Below are 16,726 nucleotides of genomic sequence, written 5' to 3' on the forward strand. Positions count from 1 at the left end.
ACACTAACAAATGACTTATTCTTATTGTAAGCCTTAACCTAGCGTGCTAGTTAATTTAGCGTAATAAATAGTCATACGACATAAGGTATTGTGCTTACAATGATTTATTTTAGTGAGTGTTTGCATTATTTGTATGCCATAGGTAGCCTATGACACCTTTTGAGCAGCGTGTGCTGGAGCGTGTACGTTTTCTGTATGGTGATGATGAAGCGGAAGTTATTGTTGAACGCATTTGTGATTTAGTGAGGCGTTATGCAAGTTTAACAAAGGAAAGACCTGACTGCCTTTGGACTGAAAAAGATGCGTTTTTAATCACGTATGCTGATAGTATTATTAAAGACGCTGAGCGTTCTTTAGTGATGCTTCAGCAATTTTTGAGTGAATATTGTCGTGATATATTTACGACAATTCACATTCTACCTTTTTTTCCTTTTAGTTCTGATGATGGCTTTTCGGTAATTGATTACCGTGAGGTAAATCCTGAGTTTGGTACTTGGGATGATATTCGTCGTATTAATGATGATTTTGATTTAATGATTGATTTAGTCATAAACCACGCATCCAGGGAAAGTGTGTGGTTTATGGACTTTGTCAATGATCAACCGCCAGGGCGTGATTTTTTTATTGAACAGGATAAAGAAACCGATGTATCCATGGTGGTGAGACCCAGAAATACGCCATTGCTAGTCCCTGTGCATACCCGTCGCGGGGTCAGACATGTTTGGGCAACGTTTAGTGAAGACCAAATCGATTTAAACTTTAAAAACCCCTCCATGCTGTTGGAGCTTATTGATATTTTTCTCAGTTATGTGGCGGTTGGGGCTCGTTTCCTTCGCCTTGATGCCATTGCTTATTTGTGGAAATCACTGGGTACATCGTGTATACACTTACCACAAACGCATGAAGTGGTGAAACTAATGCGGGATGTTTTGGAGCGAGTGGCGCCAGAAGTCGTATTAATTACAGAAACCAATGTGCCTGTTGAGGAAAATATTAGTTATTTTGGCATGGGTGATGAAGCGCACATGGTCTACCAGTTTGGCTTGCCCCCCATGGTTTTACACGCACTTTATCGAGGTAATGCGGCTTATTTGACGAGCTGGGCTCAACAAATTCCACCATTGCCTCCTGGTTGTACTTATTTAAATTTTACAGCTTCGCATGATGGAATTGGTGTGAGACCGGTAGAAAATTTATTGCCAGCCAATGAAGTAGAAGAAATGATTGATACTGTACGTCGTTATGGTGGGTTTGTGACGATGAAAAGTAATACTGATGGTACAGAATCACCCTATGAAATGAATGTGTCGTTATTTGATGCGTTAATGGGCAGTCGACGTGGACCAGATGAATGGCAAATTCCCCGTTTTATTTGCTCTCAGGTGATTATGTTGTCAATGAAAGGTATTCCTGCCGTTTACATTCATAGTTTAACGGCAACCCCCAATGATTTGGCGAATGTTGAACGTACAGGACGTATGCGATCAATTAATCGAACGCGCTGGCAATTTGATGACTTAGAAACGCGTTTAGCAAACAGTAATACACCTAATGCTGAAGTGTTTGATACCTTGAGTCGGCTATTGCAAATTCGCAAACAGCAGCCTGCTTTTCATCCTGATGCTGGGCAAACCGTTAAATCCCTGAATAAAGCATTATTTATTCTTAAACGGGTGAGTTTAGATCGAGCACAGGTTATATATGCGCTGTGTAATGTGTCAGCGGTGAATGTTGAGTTGGCGGTGAGTGATTTATTAGATGAAGGTGAGCAGGTTATTGCTGATTTAATGGGGGAAAGTAGTAATAGTGAAGGTCAGGATATGCTGAAGATAATACCTTATCAATGTCTATGGTTGCAGGTAAGTCATCCTCATAAGGACACGGTTGAATAGTGCCCATTAATAGAAAACTGAAATGGTCAGGTATGTGCTACTCCTTGGTTAAGGAGTAGCCGTTTAATTTACTTTGCATTATCGGTTTCAACTGCATCGTAGAAGCGCTCAAGAATATCGGGTATGGCACTTGTCACTCTATTCCAGCTTGGAATGAATGGCCGTTGCATGGGATGATTTAAAAATGCTTCTCCTGCCGCCATAATATTTTGAGCAAATAATTCTACGGCCTGCTCTTCTTCATGGCGATCAACCGCAAGGCCATTAATTAATGCATCATTGTAATATGATTCGATAAAATCTAGCGCAATACGATAGTATGTTGCTTTAACCGTGCGAAATGTTTCTAGCGAAAAAATATTACCTCGCGTGGCGAGCTTTCGAAAAATCGCTTTGGATATATCGATACTCATTTTGGCAAGCCCTTTACTGGGATCTTCCATTGATAAAGGCTGGTGTTTGTGGTCATAATTATCAGCAATGTCAACCTGACAAATCCTATTATTCGCGAAGTTTCGCTTTATTTCTAATAAGACACCAATTTCCAGTCCCCAGTCACTCGGTATTCTTAAATCGTTTAAAGCATCAACACGGAGTGCGAATTCTCCTGCCAATGGATAACGGAAGCTATCTAAATATTCTAAATAATCCAGTTGTCCTAGAGTTTGTTTAAGTGCACGTAGCAGGGGAGTGACCAGTAATCGGCTGACGCGACCATTGATATGTCCGTCTGCCACTCTTGGGTAATAGCCTTTGCAAAATTCATAATTAAACTTTGGATTAGCTACTGGATACAAGAGCCGCGCTAACATTTCCCTTGAATAAGTTTTGATATCACAATCGTGAAGAGCAATGGCTTCGGCTTTACCAGAAGCCAGAACATAACCATAACAATACCACACATTGCGCCCTTTGCCTCGTTCCACTGCTGCCAGTCCTTTTTCTTTCAATAAAGTATCCAGTGCTTTGAGGCGAGGGCCATCATGCCATAAAACGCGATGAGGAATATTAAGACGCGAAAAATACTCTTTAGCATGATTAAACTGCTCTTTATCAGCCATATCTAAGCCAATAATTACTTCGCTTAAATAAGGGACCTCACACAGTTCATCAACAATTTTGGCAAGGGCAGGTTCAGCCAACTCTGAGTAAAGGCTGGGTAACACAAGTGACATAGGTCGGTGTCGGGCAAAAGAAACCAATTCTTTTTCCAGCTCTCTGAAAGAGCGAGATGATAAATTATGTAATGTAGTAACAATGCCATTTTGATAAAAATCAGACATCGCTTATCTCCTTTAGTGAAGTACAAATTGGTTAAAAAGTTGTTCCATTGCTTGCTGCCAACCTTCAGGACCTGGTTTGGTTGTATAGATAACCTGTGGGTGGTTGGTGAGTGAAAGTGGAGGCTTAGCGGTTGATGGTTTGATAACCACTGCAATATCTGCAGCTTTTAACATAGGGTAATCATTTGGACTATCACCAAGTGCAATACTGAGCCAATTAATGGTTGGGTAAGCCTGTTGATAATCAGCAAGCAGTTGTTGCATGGCTTTTCCTTTGTCACAAGGTGAACTGATGTGATAAAAGCGTCCTCCTTGGGTAACATGTAAATGGTGATTTTGCAGGTGTTGAATAAAAGCAGTTAAATGATCGGGTGTGTCCTTCCAAAGAAAGGGCTCAGTACAACTGCGTTGTTTAGCCAGATGTGCTTGATGGACTGAGAGACCAGTGAGTTCAGCAATTTGTTCAGCACTTAATTGATTGAAACTTTGATAGTTAAAGTGCTGAATTTGATTGATATGCGCCAATATATCCAGAATATCCTGAGCATTTTGCCCAAGCGAGTGGACTTTCCAGTCATGGCTTTTTTTATTATGCTGAGTCGTTGAGAAATAGTCAGAAGGGTAACAGATACCACTACCATTCTCGATAATGAAAGGATGGTATATATTCAGCTTGTTACGGATTTCATGGGTTTCAGCTACCGTTTTGCTGGTATTGAGAATCAATGGTATTTGATGGCTTGCAATGATGTTTAAGGCACTCTGAGCGGCTGTGAACTCATAATGCTTATGATCAAGTAAGGTCGCATCCAAGTCTGTAAAGATAATCAGTTTTTTCAACCTCGCCTCCTGATACTAACAGCTGATAACGCGTTAGGCTGAAATCAGTATAAGCTTATTTTTTGTAATATTTATGAAAGTGATGAAACGGCTATGCTTGAGAAAAGTAAGTAAAAAAGAATAAAAATAGAGAAAAAATTTGTATATCGATTAAAGGGTGATCATGCAAAAATTGTTATTGCATAAATACTGACGTTATTGTTTGTCTTAAAACATTAATCTTGTAACCTGCAATGAAGTTAATTTCGGTTGACTCTTTTGGTTTAAGTGTGCTTGTTATTTTTGTCGCTAAAACGAACTGTGAAAGTTTAATACTTTATTTTATCTCAAAATAATTTTTATAAACGATGAGTGTCGTATAAGTATTAATACGGTTGTTTTGTTTTTGCGTGTGTCTATAATGGCCCCTGCTGTTAACAAGCAAGGAGAAAATAATGAAAAGGATACTTTTTGTCGCATTATCCTCATTGGCAGTATCAGCAAGTATAGCTTCAGCAGAAGGAATCAGCGAAGGTTATGCACCAGTAACGCTTTATGGTGGCTTCTCGATTGATAAAAATGAGTTAGTTACTGAAGCCGTGTATCCCTGCAATGCTGATTTATTTACAGCAATGGTTGATACATCCAAACAGCCCATGGAATTAATGGTCGTAAAAACCAATGATGGCATTGATTGTCGAATGATGCCATATCGTCATGAATTACGCATTAAATTACCCAAACTCTTCAATAAAGAAGAGGGCGCTTTAACGACGATTACATCGTTTATTTTGAAAAATAAAATAAGTAAGTAGTCTGTATACGCATTTTAAAAAATACTTGATTTGTGAGTGTATGCTTTTGTCATGCATAGGGGGACTGTGTCTTTGTAGTAAGCCCTATGCTATACAAGATGTAAGCATATTGGCATAAAAAAGTGCATTTTTATAGTGCACATAATATTAATATGGAATGGAAGGAACTAACCAATGAAAATTAAATCTCTCATCGCTGCATGCTGCGTTTTATCTACTCAAGCATTTGCTCAAGACGTGACAGTGACAAATGGCTATGGCCCAGCAACGTTATATGGTGGATTTTCTATTCAAGGAGAGGAGCTGGTGACTACGGCTGTATATGCTTGTAATGCGGGATTATTCAAGTTATATGCTGATACCACTCGTGATCCTCTTAAGTTGACGGTAGTGAAAACAGGAGATGGAATTGATTGTATGATGGTGCCTTATCCTCATGAACTTAAATTAAAATTACCAAAAGTCAAGGATAAAGAAACAGGTAGCTTTGTTGTGGCAGATAAGTTTGTTTTAACAAATACATTTAAAAAATCGTTCTAATGCATTTGTAGTAAAAATAAAACTAAACAAAAAGGAATTGATTTGTGAAAGTTAAAGTATTAATGGCTGTCGGCGCATTGCTATCAACCAGTGTTATGGCTACAGAGGGTGCTCTTAGTAGTTTAAGGTCTACTGAATTATATGGTGGTTATTTTATTAAAGGTAATCAGCTTGTTACAGAAGCCGTTTATGGTTGTAACGCAGGCCTCTATAAGGTATATGCTAATACAGACACTACACCAGTAACTTTAAGCATTGTGAAAAGTGATGGGCCTGACTGTCTCATTGTACCTTTCCGGCAGGAGCTTAAAGTTAAACTGCCAAAGGTTATCGACAAAAAAACAGGAAAACGTATAACGATTAATGAGTTTAAACTCAATAATATATTTAATAAGTAGTTTTTAATCTTTAAGAATAAAGTTATACGCTGTTCAACGCCTACAGTGAATTGCAATGCGTGTTGTGAATATACAGCAGTTCATTGTAGGTTATGTGTTAAGAAGAATACTTAAATATTTTAAATGCCATTTGTTTGTTTTTTTCTTTTGTATAATAAATCTTCAAAAAATATAAATCCTCCTGAATATTAATCTCTGTGGTATATACTTTGTACTTATTACACTGTATTTATGTTTGGGTTAGTTAATATGAACACTCAAACCATATTATTCTTGTTTCTTCTGTTACTGGCAGTGGGTGGAGTTCGTGCAGGGGAAAAAGATATTGTGGTTATTGAAAGTTATCATAGTACATACCGTTGGGATATTGACTGGTTATTGGCCCTTCGCTACAGCTTGCCTCATTATAACTTAGTGACTTTTCAAATGGATACTAAAAGGTTGCCAAAGAAACAGTTTGCCAGTCGTGCTGATATTGCATGGGATATTATCAAGCGGGTAGACCCTGCCCTTATTATTTTAGGCGATGATAATGCACTAAGTTATCTTGCGGCTCGAATAGGAGGAAGTCAGTATAAAGCCGTTTATCTTGGTATTAATTCTAATCCGAGACAGACAGGTTTATTTCAATATAAGAATATTACTGGAGTATTAGAACGGCCATTATATCGACGATCTATTATTGAGATGAAAAAGATCATTCCGAACATGAGGCGTGTACTTATCATGTTTGATGATAGCCCAACGTCTAAATATGCAGCTAAAGACCTATTTCAAGGCGTTGAGCATTTAGAATATAATGGTGTGGAAATACATCTTGTTTCAACAAATAATTTTGATCAATGGCGTAAAACTTTATTGGTCGCCAAAGATAAAGGTTATGATGCTGTTTGGGTGGGGTTGTATTTTACCATTTTCGATAAGCAACAGCATGTAGATCACCGAGAAGTATTAGCTTGGACATCAAGGAACAGTCAGGTTCCATTGTTTGCCTTATGGGATTTTGCTGTCGGTACAGGAAAAACGATAGGAGGTTATGTGATGACAGGCAACTCGCAAGGAATGGCAGCAGGTCAATTAGCGCAGCGAGTATTGGCGGGCACATTACCTGAAGAAATATTACCGGTTACCCCTGAGCATGGACAGTTAGTCTTTAGTCAGCACGAACTCAATCGGTGGCAATTAACGCTACCCATGGAATTGCAATTATCGGCTCAGTTTCTCGAATAGTGAGACTGGATAATTGCATATAAAAAGTGTTCGTGATGAATATAGATAGGTTATGCTCATACAGTACATCAATTAATTTGTTCCTCCCGCAGCAGAAGACATTCCTGGTCTTTTCTACTCACAGTGCCTCCTAGCACCTGTTTCACAAACTTATTCAAGGACTGCAATGCCACATTTTGCTATAGCAGATTTGGGCAAAGGTGTTTTAAAAAGTGGCTTAAAGATAAAGTTGTATACGATGAGGTGGTTCTCATTTGATTTGTTAATTATCTTTAGAGCTCCACTAAAAATGCACTTTTTCCGTGAAAGCTGTGTCAGCGCTGTACTCATGACCCTGCTAGCACTAATAAACACTTGAGGCTGCTATCGCTAAACATGCAGTCGCTGTTTAGCCCTCATATATGCCTTATACACTGTGGTCCTCCGTGCAGTGCTTCCTTGCTCTCACAAAAATATCACTATTTTTAGAGGTGCCCTTTATTTAAGTAGAACTGCTTGTTTTAACGTTGTTTTTGATAGTGTTAACGGGCCTTAGTATTTTGTCACATAAAATAATGTTCAATATCCTTTTTTATATGTGCTTTATTGCTATAAATAAAAGTCGAACAGTAGGTTAAGTGAAGTAGTTGTTATTTTAATAGTGAAGTTTTCTATCTGTTAATCTTGACTGAAGTATTAAAAATAAATATTGACTATGCAGTTGATTGAATTATTTGGTTAAATTAAACCAGATTAAAAATGGCTAATATTGTAGGTTATAAATATTACGAAGTTTGTGCGAATTTGTGGTTGAGTGTAGATGTAATTTGTTGTGACTTAATTGGTGAAATAGCTGTTTTTGGGTTCGCAACTTGTTTGTGCATGAAATATAAAAAGCTAAGTAAAGCCTATTTAAATTGATGTGCTGCACAAATTTTATTTGGAATAATTACACCTGTTACGAAGTATTTTTTCTTAAAAATAACTAAAAGGAATCTCTAAAAAAGTGCATGTTTAGAGGTTCCTAAGGCAAAAGTTTTTTAATTTATAAAAAGTGGGTCGTAACAGGGAATACTCAGTGTCAAAGGAATAGCTGACGAGCTGTGGTCTGGCTGTTGTATAGGTACATTTTATGAAAAAAACACTTCTGGGTCTTTTAATAGCACCTTGTTTGATCGCTCCAGCAGTCAATGCTGATGATGTTTTCTCTTTGCCAAAACGAGAAGGATTTTATGTTGGTGGTGGTTATGGCTTAGCTAAATATCAGGATGGCTGTGATGGTGTCGATTCAAGTATTTCATCATCAATAACAGATTGTGATCGAAAAGACCAAGGCTACAAAGCATTTGCGGGCTATCGTTTTAATGACTTTTTTGCATTGCAAGGCGGTTATTATGATTTAGGGAAAGCCACGGCTGATGCAGAAAATGGTTATAAAGGTAGCTGGGAAACAGGTCATGGCTCGCGTGAAATTAAAGGTTACGCCTTGCAGTTAGTGACACTTTATCCTGCAGATGAATATCTTGATATAAAAGCAATGATTGGGGCTTTCCATTGGCAATCTGATACCTCTGCGACAGGCTATTCGGCAAATCATGCTGTATTTTCTTATGATAACAGCGAGCGCGGTACAGATTTAATGTACGGCGTAGGGGTTAATATTCATTTAACAAATCAACTTTCACTTGGGCTCGATTACGAACGTTTTAACAACGTGGGTGATGACCGTTATGTTGAAGGTGATGACGTCGATTTTATCAGTGGTTCAGTCCAATATACGTTCTAATACAAAAGATATCCAATAAAAAAGGCACCTAATGGTGCCTTTTTTATTGGATGAAACATTATTGAGGCTGAGGGTAAAGTGGGGGAAGGGTGTTGTCTTCCTGGTGAGAGTGGTTAGATCGAAGTTGTTTTATTTGTTGCAACAACTGTTCATAAAGCTGTTTAGGTTCTTCGATAAGGGTATTTTTACCATATCGAGATTGTTGTAATTGGCTAAATAATTGTTCCAGTTTTTTATCTTGCCATAGCTGTAAGCAGCTAATGAGTGTGGTAGCTTGTTGGGCATTCAAATGGTATTGGCTCCACGTCAGGAAAGCCTGACAGAGCATTGGAAAGTCATGTTGTTGGCAGGCTTCTTTTAATGAGTTAAATGCGGATGATTCAGATTTTGTCGTTTGTTTAAACGGCAAGTCATTTTCTGAAGCCGATGTGAATTTGGATTTAAACCACCAAAGTAGTAGTGTACAGAACCATAAAATGGCAAATAATAGCGTCAACCACATCCATCCTGTCGCTTGAGGCGCATCAATAGACGAAGTTGTCGAACTATCTGTTGACTGTGAATTTTGAGCGATATTGGTTTGACTTGTTTGATCAGCTGTAGAGGTTGTAGCATTTGTATTCGTAGGTTGTGTTGTTGTTGGTTGGCTGCCAGGGGCTGCGATAACCTGTAATGTTCTTGCAGGCAGTTTTGCTGTTCGAATACGTTGCTGAGCAGTATCAAACCATGTGTATTTAACTGCAGGGAGATTATATGTGCCTGGTTTGGTGGGCACTATCGCTACGGATTCTTGCCGGCGTCCAACAATACCATTGGCTGTTGCATGATCTTCTGTTTTAGTTTGATCTGGATACGTTTTTAATCCTGGTATATCTAATGTAGGTAAGGGAGGAAGTTGTGCTGAACTCATCCCATCAGCGTTAACAGTAATGGTTCGAGTAATAGAGTCACCCACTTGCAGTTGTTCACGCTCGCCACTCCATTTTTCTTTTAGAGTAATATCTGATGCGGGTAACCAAGGTTGTTTTTTAGGGTAATCTTTTGGCGTAGGAAGTACTGATAAGTCGATTGGGGCTGAATTTACTTGTACTGGTTTACCCAGCGTACTATTAAAAAAACGATCAAAAGGCTGCTGACGGAAAACTTTTGTCGCCGTAAAGGTTTGTTGGGGTATAGTAATTTCACCACTTTTCTGAGGAAAAATAGCGTATTGTACCTCAATAACCCCAAACCGTTTGCCATTAATAATACGTTCAAACGTACGAGGATCACCCACCTGTTTAACAATGGCCTCTGGAATATCTAGCTCAGTGATTTGACTGCCACTGTAAAATGGCACTGAGTGGAAGATTTGTACCGTAAGTAAAGCCTGGCCTTGGACAAAAACCTCTTCTTTATCCACGTGTGATTCCATAAAAACATCAACGGTACCATTGTTGGCGTTTGCAGAGCTTTTTTTAACATCAAGAGTAATGGGTTGGCTACGCTCTCCATCTAATTCAATAGGAGGGATAATCACATAACCACGGCGTTTGGGTTTAAGGGTAATGATCCAATCTGTCCAGGCTTGGCTTTTACCATTAACAGACTGGAATTGGCTACGCTGTTGGGTTGATAGAACACTAAAGTGTTCCTTGAGTGGGGCTAAATCAGGTTCATTGAAAAACTGTTGCTTGTCGCTGCGTAATGTTAGTTCCACCGTGTCATTCTCGGTGATTGTGGTGCGATCAACCGATGCGGTCAGCGATGCATAAGAGGGTAAGGCCAAACTACCGACACAGCAAAGTAAAAGGCTTAGGCGAAGGTATAACCAAAACACGGAGCGGAAGTTATGTTTTACCATAGCGTGTCATCTTCCTGTTGCTGTTGATTGCGCATGCGCTGTTGGTACAAAAATTTACGGCGTAACAAACCACTTGGATCATCGGGTATTTGGCGAAGCCAGCCTTCCACCGCTTGCTTATTTTCAGTCTGGCTATCATCTGATTCAGTTTCTAGAGCTCTGACAGGTTGACCATTTTCTGGGTTTGAATCGTCAGGTTGTGAGGCACTTGCTTGCGATTCTTTTTTTCCAGCAGATGATTCATTGTTCTCCTTTTGGTTTCCTTGTTTAGATTGCTGATCAACACTTGCTTCTTTGGCTTGATCAGGTTGTCCTTGGCTTTTATTTTGGAGATTGTTTTGTTGGTCATTGGGTTGGTTTTGCTGAGCTTGCTGACTTTTGGGTTGTGATTTGGCCCTGGACTCCTCAGCCTTAGATTGATTATCTGCTTGCTGTGAGGAGGATTGCCCTGCGTTTTGTTGATTTGAGGATTGACGTTGTTGTTGAGATGACGAATTCTCTTGTTGCTGTTGCTGTTGCTGTTGCTGTTGCTGTTGCTGTTGCTGTTGCTGTTGCTGTTGCTGTTGCTGTTGCTGTTGCTGTTGCTGTTGCTGTTGCTGTTGCTGATACGCATGTGTATTGCTTTGTTTTGGTGGAGAGCCTTCATAATGACGTGTTTCGTGATAGATGCGTCGTTCGGTATATCGATTTTCAGCTCTTTCCTGTTCAATACGTAACTGCCTGGCGCGTTGTTCTTGATATTCTCTCGCTTTTTTTTCTTCACGGCGTTTTTCACGCTCTTGGTGTTGCGTGAGAGCGGTTTGTAGTAAGCCAAACAGTAATTGTTCCGGTGCGTTATCTTGTGTGGTGACAAGTTGTTTGTGAGGTTGGGTATTTTGCGGTTTATTTTCTTCAATAACAATAGAGCTGATTAAAGAGTGTTGAGGGGTTTCAAGACAGTATTCGCTAGTGGGTATTATCCAGGAATTTCCAGAAAAAGTGCTGTGGCTATAAGCCCGTAAACGATAACCTGGCGTGATTTGTAAAGAGCGTATTTTTCGAGGATTGATGCCCATTGACTGTAATGTTTGTTTTGAGTATTTGCCTGGCTTAAGAAAATGGCTTTTCCCCTCAAAGAAACACTGGGAGTAGGTTTGAACGACACTACCTCCGGCATTTACATAGGTACTGAAGAAAACAACAAAAAACAGACCAACCGATTGCTTTAACGCAGCCATTAAATTCGACTTCTCCCTGTTGATGGTATGACCTTAAGGCTAAGGTTATGCGTAAGTATAGTGACACAATTCGCATATTTTTGGCTAGAAAATTAGTGATACCAGATGGTCATGAGGCTGGCCGTTGAGAAATAGGCTGACCAAAGGTTATATCTATAAAAAGCAGGGAGACTCGATATGCCACTTGTGTGACATATCGAAAAAAAAGAGTGGGCTTAGCCTGGACCGTCACTTGTTGGAAGTTCAGGTAGCTCAGGCGGCACGGGTGGTTCTGAAGTATCATCAGTTGCACTGTACTCAGGCTCAGCAATGGCCACGATACCAGGCTGACGACGTACACGTTCTGTCATACGTTTTGCAAAAGGTGACAGGTGATTACGTTTAGTGCCACTATCCATAAAGTCAAAAGGTAAGGTGAAGCGCGCAAACACAAAGCCTTCATTACCTGTAACGGAATCATGTTTTGCACCTGAACCAAGCGTTAACTGGCTTCCTGGCAGTTGGTTGATCACATTTTCCATATGATATTCCAGGCGAAGTTTTTGCCCCGTAAAGCTTTTAGTTTGTTCGCCTTTAAAGTGATAAACCCCGGTATAGAGTCTTAACTGTTGTTCTTCATTTTCAGTAAAGAAAGGCAGACGATAACCTACTTCTACATCAGCGCCTTGTAGAATGCGCTCATACTGATGTTCGATATAGGTATGGCCATCAGCACCTGTTATGGTATGCGAGCCTGCTTTCTTTTTATTACCACCCACAGGTAAATAAAGGTTTGCGCCAAAATCCCAGTCAACGGTACGGTATTCGGCACCTAGGTTGAACTGATGAAAGCCATTACCATTTTCTGATTGTTGATAATCAAGAAACCCGTATACCCCGATAATTTGATCATCATCCAGCATATGACGGTAGCCACTACCAACACTATAGCTTTGGTAGTTACCTTTCCCTTTACTGGCCTCTAGTTTAATAAAGACGAGGCCATCGTCTTCCTCATAAACAGGTAACATAGAGTCAACAGACAGGGCATCTTCATCTGATGTTAATAACCCATCAACGGCAACCCAAGCATCCCATTTATCGACAAGTGAAGGTTGGCCTGTGTTGTCATCAGACAATACAGGTGTGGTAACTAAGAAACTTAGCATAGGCAGACATGCTAAGACTGGCTTCTTCATGGAAAATCCTTTTGATTTTGTGATGCAAAATATGCTCGATTTAAATGTGGTAGAAAGTACTTAATGTGAGTGAGAGGATTATAGGGATAAGTAAACATTTAAATAATCGAGTAATTCACAACCACAACATGAGGAAAGTTTGGTTTGTTTAATAAAGTGAACCATTGTGCGTTATTTTTGAGTTCACGTTATTTTGTAATTAACCAAATAGGTAAAATGAAGTCAGAGTAGCGTTTTTGGGAGGTGGAGTGGCATCACAAATTTATTGTAACACTGTATAATTTAAAGTGTAAAAAAACACCTTTATCTTACTGAGAATGGAACCTATAGCTTGGGTGCAATCGCCAATGACACATTATCAATTTCAATATCATAGATTGGATTGGGTCCATAAATAAGCAGTAATGTTTTAGCTATTTCACTTTTATTCAGTGCGGGATTAAAGGTAAAAATGGTGTTGAGTGTTGAAAATTCTTGATTCGTAATACTTAAATAATCAATAAACTGATAATCAAATAAGCCATTTTTCAGTTCAATGAGCATAACTGCAGCAAGTTTGTCGCGAACATGTTGTTCTTGGCGACTTAATAAGCGTGCAGATACGGATAACTGATACTGTTGCGCAGGTTCAAGCTCTACATATTGTTGAAGTCCATCACTGTAATGTTTACGGTGAACGATACGAGCAACATTGTTATTACAAGGTGTTTCTTCTTGGTTAGGGGTAATATGAATGATGGCATTGTTTCTGAAAATATTTTGCCAGTAATCTGTACCTAGATTGAAATCCCCATTTTTGACTAAATTTTCGGACTGTTGTTGAAGCTGTTGGCAATTAATACTGAGTTCATAAAAATGTTGCTCAACATCATGCTCATCAATGGACAATTGATTGTTTGGTAATGCAATAAATCTTTCGAAAATCTCGCTGGCATAGTGAGATAGTTCACTCCAACGGTGAGAAGATATTTCAGATGCAGTGAGTGTCGTTGACCCCCACTGCTTTGTCGCTGTTTCTTCTAAAGCATTAAATAAGTTTTGGGCAAAGTTAAAAGTGACTTCATAAGGCGTCAAAATGAGGGTGCCAGGGGTTTCTGTTAAGGCAATAAATTTATTGGTATCAGGAGAGATGATAATCATCAGATCAAGCTGGTGCTTTGTCTGTATATGTAGCAGGGTTTCGTTTGAAAGTTCCTGGGAGCGTTTTGTTGTGTACATCAAGTGTAAACGTTGATGAATATCCTGTATTTCTAATTCTGCATTAGCGCGTTCAAGTAAAAAACTTGCAACGGTTTTATCTTCTTTAATGTTAATGTTGTCGAAAAAGAAGCCTACATTGACGCGATGAAGCTGAGAGGCAAGAAGCGCACTAGGCATAATAAAAATAGAAATAAAAAGCGCAAAGTGAAAAGCTTGCTTTCTCATATCGGCATCCTTTTCCAACAACCAATCGATGGTAGTCTACGTTAACCTGGTTGGTTACCCTTTAATAATGCTTACTGGGTTGTATACCCTGTACTGGTTAAGGGAAGGGTATAACAAAGCGTGCTTTAACATTTTGTGTTAATGAGACGCTATAAATTAAGTCAATAAAAATTATTTGCGAAGGGTATAGTAAAGAGGGGAACAGTTTTCGTCTATTCCACTTGCTGAATTTGTAACTCAGTTAATGAAATGTCACTGTTTGTAAGCAGAATGTTGCAAGTGGTATCTGTAATTTACGTAGTTTTAACGCGTAGAGCTTAAGTATTTTCCGAGGTGTGTGCTGAAGCGAATTAGCTATGAGAAGTGAAACGAATTTTCTGCATACCGATGATGACGTTGTTCGATAGATGGCATGATATTGATTGTGAATACCGTTAAAAGAAAACAGGTGCCAATAGGGCACCTGTTTTCAATTTTTTATTAGTGAATTTCACATCAACATTGGGTAGTCATCAATTGCAGACTATTTCCACTGCCAAAGCTGCTCGTTTTTATCATCTTCTTTTTGTGTCCAAACACCAATCCATTCGCCGTAGGCTTTAAAATGGTTAAGGTAAAGTGTTGGGTAAGCCACATTGTGAATTCTGCCGTTTTCCATTACCCAGCGCATATCAAGTTTATCTTCGTTACAGCTACCAACCACAGCACGGTTAGTGCCTTTATACCAAGAAGGTAACTGGAGACATTTGTTGGGTGCATCTGCGGGGTGCATTAACCCTTTACTGTCTATATGCCATTGTTGAGCTTTGCTGTTGTCACATTGGGAGGCTGTGACTTTGCTTGATTTAGAGCCTAAACAAGCATTTAACTTGTTCATTAACGGTGAGTAATTAGGCTTGTTAGGATCATCTGGGTTATCGGGTGTGTCTGGTTTACCTGGGTCGTCATCACCATTTGGGCTGCTGCCTGGTACTTTGTTATTGAAGTATTGTGCTACTTCAGGCCAGATGTCTTTGATTCGTGCTGCTTGGTTTGGGCCATTGGGACAACCACCCCAGTGGTGTAAACCGATGACTTTATTTGTGTTACTGGCAATAACGGGAGATCCAGAGCTACCGCCGATGGTGTCGCAATAATAGCCAAGGTTTTTACTACTGCTATTGGGGGCATCAATTTGACAACGGTTGCCGTCATTTGAATCACTTTCAATCGCAAGTTCTTTGGGGTTACCTGAACCATGTTGTGGAATGTAAATAGGTTCGCCTTTTTCCGCATCTCTGGGGTCAAGTCCTAAATAACCGAAAGAAGCTATTTTGCTAAAATCTTTTACAGTAAAGAGGGTATAGTCGAGACTGCTGCTACGACTGGTTGTGAGCATTTTATCTGCAGCAACTTTGGTTATGTTATTGGGTTTGCTGCCGCCACAACTGCTGCGCTGGTAATTGAACCAGACTTCTGATGTTGTTGTTGATGACTGCGTACTAATACAGTGGTTATTGGTAAACATCTTGTTGTCAGGCCCTACCCGCCATGCTGTACATAAACTGCCGCGCATCACCAGTCGTGCTATAGGGCGACTATGAGCAAACTCAGTAGGGTGAGAGTCTTTATAACACACAGCATCTTTACGCTCGTTACCTCCACAGGTTGAAAACTCCTGCGTCATTAAGTTTTCAATAACGTTTTCGGGGAAGCCGCGCATATAGTGGCCGATTTTAATTTTATGTTTGGTATCATCCCATGCATTCGATGCTTTTAGGTTTTCAGGCATTATGAGCTGAATAATAGCTGTATCGCCAGAGATTGACATACTGGCCCACGATGATTTTCCATTTTCACCCAGCTCTGGGTCGTAGGTAAAACCATCACGTTTAGCATTGCTGTAACGGTATCGTTCAGATCCATTTGGACTTCGAACTTCAACCACGGCACCATCAGGAATATTAAATTCTGCGAAGTGAACTTTAATGTAACTGGCACCAGGTTCTGAAACGGTGAAAGTGGAATTAGAATCAAATCCTTGTTTTGGGCTTAATGATAAGTTTGAGTCAATTTTATCCGCAATTTTAATGGGTTTGAGTGTTTCAGTTTGATGGAGATTATCGGCATAACTGTTCATTAGCACACAGCTTGATGCTAATGACGCAATCAATAGCAAGGATGAGTATTTCATTATACGGCTCGTATCTTCTTTATACCCTTTATTTGAGGGTATGTGTTTTTAATTATTTATTTCTGCTGTATTTTACCTAAAAAGGTAAAATACAGGCTTGTTGATACCATTAACAAAGGAATAAACTTTGCCAAAGGCATATGCGTGA

13 protein-coding genes are annotated in these 16,726 nt (G+C 39.5%); 6 read left to right on the forward strand and 7 right to left on the reverse strand.

The features are described from left to right. Positions 1–149 precede the first annotated feature (149 nt). Positions 150–1,892, forward strand: a complete 1,743-nt coding sequence (locus tag ACQ96U_RS02145; protein ID WP_431719581.1) for a sugar phosphorylase — start codon at positions 150–152, stop codon at positions 1,890–1,892. Positions 1,893–1,960: 68 nt separating this feature from the next. Here ACQ96U_RS02145 and ACQ96U_RS02150 read toward each other — a convergent pair whose 3' ends face one another. Beyond that, positions 1,961–3,175, reverse strand: coding sequence for a glycosyl transferase (locus tag ACQ96U_RS02150; RefSeq protein WP_431719582.1), 1,215 nt, complete (start codon positions 3,173–3,175; stop codon positions 1,961–1,963). Between the two features lie 12 nt (positions 3,176–3,187). After that, positions 3,188–4,015: an HAD-IIB family hydrolase gene (locus ACQ96U_RS02155; RefSeq protein ID WP_431719583.1), complete on the reverse strand. Its 828-nt coding sequence runs from the start codon at positions 4,013–4,015 to the stop codon at positions 3,188–3,190. 434 nt (positions 4,016–4,449) lie between these two features. Here ACQ96U_RS02155 and ACQ96U_RS02160 point away from each other — a divergent pair, with 434 nt between their 5' ends. The 5 genes from ACQ96U_RS02160 (at position 4,450) to ACQ96U_RS02180 (ending at position 8,742) form a co-directional block, all read left to right on the forward strand. Then, positions 4,450–4,809 (forward strand): hypothetical protein, encoded by a 360-nt coding sequence (locus ACQ96U_RS02160; protein WP_431719584.1) that lies wholly within the window; start codon positions 4,450–4,452, stop codon positions 4,807–4,809. A 174-nt stretch (positions 4,810–4,983) separates the two neighbouring features. After that, positions 4,984–5,349 (forward strand): hypothetical protein, encoded by a 366-nt coding sequence (locus ACQ96U_RS02165; protein ID WP_431719585.1) that lies wholly within the window; start codon positions 4,984–4,986, stop codon positions 5,347–5,349. A 44-nt stretch (positions 5,350–5,393) separates the two neighbouring features. Then, positions 5,394–5,747 (forward strand): hypothetical protein, encoded by a 354-nt coding sequence (locus ACQ96U_RS02170; RefSeq protein WP_431719586.1) that lies wholly within the window; start codon positions 5,394–5,396, stop codon positions 5,745–5,747. A 249-nt stretch (positions 5,748–5,996) separates the two neighbouring features. Beyond that, positions 5,997–6,977, forward strand: a complete 981-nt coding sequence (locus tag ACQ96U_RS02175) for an ABC transporter substrate-binding protein (protein ID WP_431719587.1) — start codon at positions 5,997–5,999, stop codon at positions 6,975–6,977. A gap of 1,111 nt (positions 6,978–8,088) precedes the next feature. Next, positions 8,089–8,742: an outer membrane beta-barrel protein gene (locus ACQ96U_RS02180; protein ID WP_431719588.1), complete on the forward strand. Its 654-nt coding sequence runs from the start codon at positions 8,089–8,091 to the stop codon at positions 8,740–8,742. 58 nt (positions 8,743–8,800) lie between these two features. Here ACQ96U_RS02180 and ACQ96U_RS02185 read toward each other — a convergent pair whose 3' ends face one another. From ACQ96U_RS02185 to ACQ96U_RS02205, 5 genes are all read right to left on the reverse strand, one after another. Then, on the reverse strand, positions 8,801–10,585 hold the full coding sequence (locus ACQ96U_RS02185) for a BatD family protein (RefSeq protein WP_431719589.1): 1,785 nt from the start codon (positions 10,583–10,585) through the stop codon (positions 8,801–8,803). Then, a complete protein-coding gene (locus ACQ96U_RS02190; RefSeq protein ID WP_431719590.1) occupies positions 10,579–11,802 on the reverse strand; it encodes a hypothetical protein in 1,224 nt (407 codons plus the stop codon). The genes ACQ96U_RS02185 and ACQ96U_RS02190 overlap by 7 nt, the downstream gene beginning before the upstream one ends. A 215-nt stretch (positions 11,803–12,017) precedes the next feature. Then, positions 12,018–12,980: an inverse autotransporter beta domain-containing protein gene (locus ACQ96U_RS02195; RefSeq protein ID WP_431719591.1), complete on the reverse strand. Its 963-nt coding sequence runs from the start codon at positions 12,978–12,980 to the stop codon at positions 12,018–12,020. 324 nt (positions 12,981–13,304) lie between these two features. Then, positions 13,305–14,405, reverse strand: coding sequence for a hypothetical protein (locus tag ACQ96U_RS02200; RefSeq protein WP_431719592.1), 1,101 nt, complete (start codon positions 14,403–14,405; stop codon positions 13,305–13,307). Positions 14,406–14,928: 523 nt separating this feature from the next. Continuing rightward, positions 14,929–16,578 carry a trypsin-like peptidase domain-containing protein gene (locus ACQ96U_RS02205; protein WP_431719593.1) on the reverse strand — a complete coding sequence of 550 codons (1,650 nt, stop codon included), beginning with the start codon at positions 16,576–16,578 and terminating at the stop codon, positions 14,929–14,931. Positions 16,579–16,726: the final 148 nt, after the last annotated feature.

Origin of the sequence: Zooshikella sp. RANM57 (genome assembly GCF_050749885.1) — a bacterium.
Lineage (GTDB): Bacteria > Pseudomonadota > Gammaproteobacteria > Pseudomonadales > Zooshikellaceae > Zooshikella.

What these genes read in the sequence shown, in the direction of transcription:
- ACQ96U_RS02180 (WP_431719588.1), top strand. Translation starts at nt 8,089, where the DNA reads ATGAAAAAAACACTTCTGGGTCTTTTAATAGCACCTTGTTTGATCGCT.
- ACQ96U_RS02200 (WP_431719592.1), bottom strand. Translation starts at nt 14,405, where the DNA reads ATGAGAAAGCAAGCTTTTCACTTTGCGCTTTTTATTTCTATTTTTATT.
- ACQ96U_RS02145 (WP_431719581.1), top strand. Translation starts at nt 150, where the DNA reads ATGACACCTTTTGAGCAGCGTGTGCTGGAGCGTGTACGTTTTCTGTAT.
- ACQ96U_RS02160 (WP_431719584.1), top strand. Translation starts at nt 4,450, where the DNA reads ATGAAAAGGATACTTTTTGTCGCATTATCCTCATTGGCAGTATCAGCA.
- ACQ96U_RS02195 (WP_431719591.1), bottom strand. Translation starts at nt 12,980, where the DNA reads ATGAAGAAGCCAGTCTTAGCATGTCTGCCTATGCTAAGTTTCTTAGTT.
- ACQ96U_RS02185 (WP_431719589.1), bottom strand. Translation starts at nt 10,585, where the DNA reads ATGGTAAAACATAACTTCCGCTCCGTGTTTTGGTTATACCTTCGCCTA.
- ACQ96U_RS02175 (WP_431719587.1), top strand. Translation starts at nt 5,997, where the DNA reads ATGAACACTCAAACCATATTATTCTTGTTTCTTCTGTTACTGGCAGTG.
- ACQ96U_RS02165 (WP_431719585.1), top strand. Translation starts at nt 4,984, where the DNA reads ATGAAAATTAAATCTCTCATCGCTGCATGCTGCGTTTTATCTACTCAA.
- ACQ96U_RS02190 (WP_431719590.1), bottom strand. Translation starts at nt 11,802, where the DNA reads ATGGCTGCGTTAAAGCAATCGGTTGGTCTGTTTTTTGTTGTTTTCTTC.
- ACQ96U_RS02150 (WP_431719582.1), bottom strand. Translation starts at nt 3,175, where the DNA reads ATGTCTGATTTTTATCAAAATGGCATTGTTACTACATTACATAATTTA.
- ACQ96U_RS02205 (WP_431719593.1), bottom strand. Translation starts at nt 16,578, where the DNA reads ATGAAATACTCATCCTTGCTATTGATTGCGTCATTAGCATCAAGCTGT.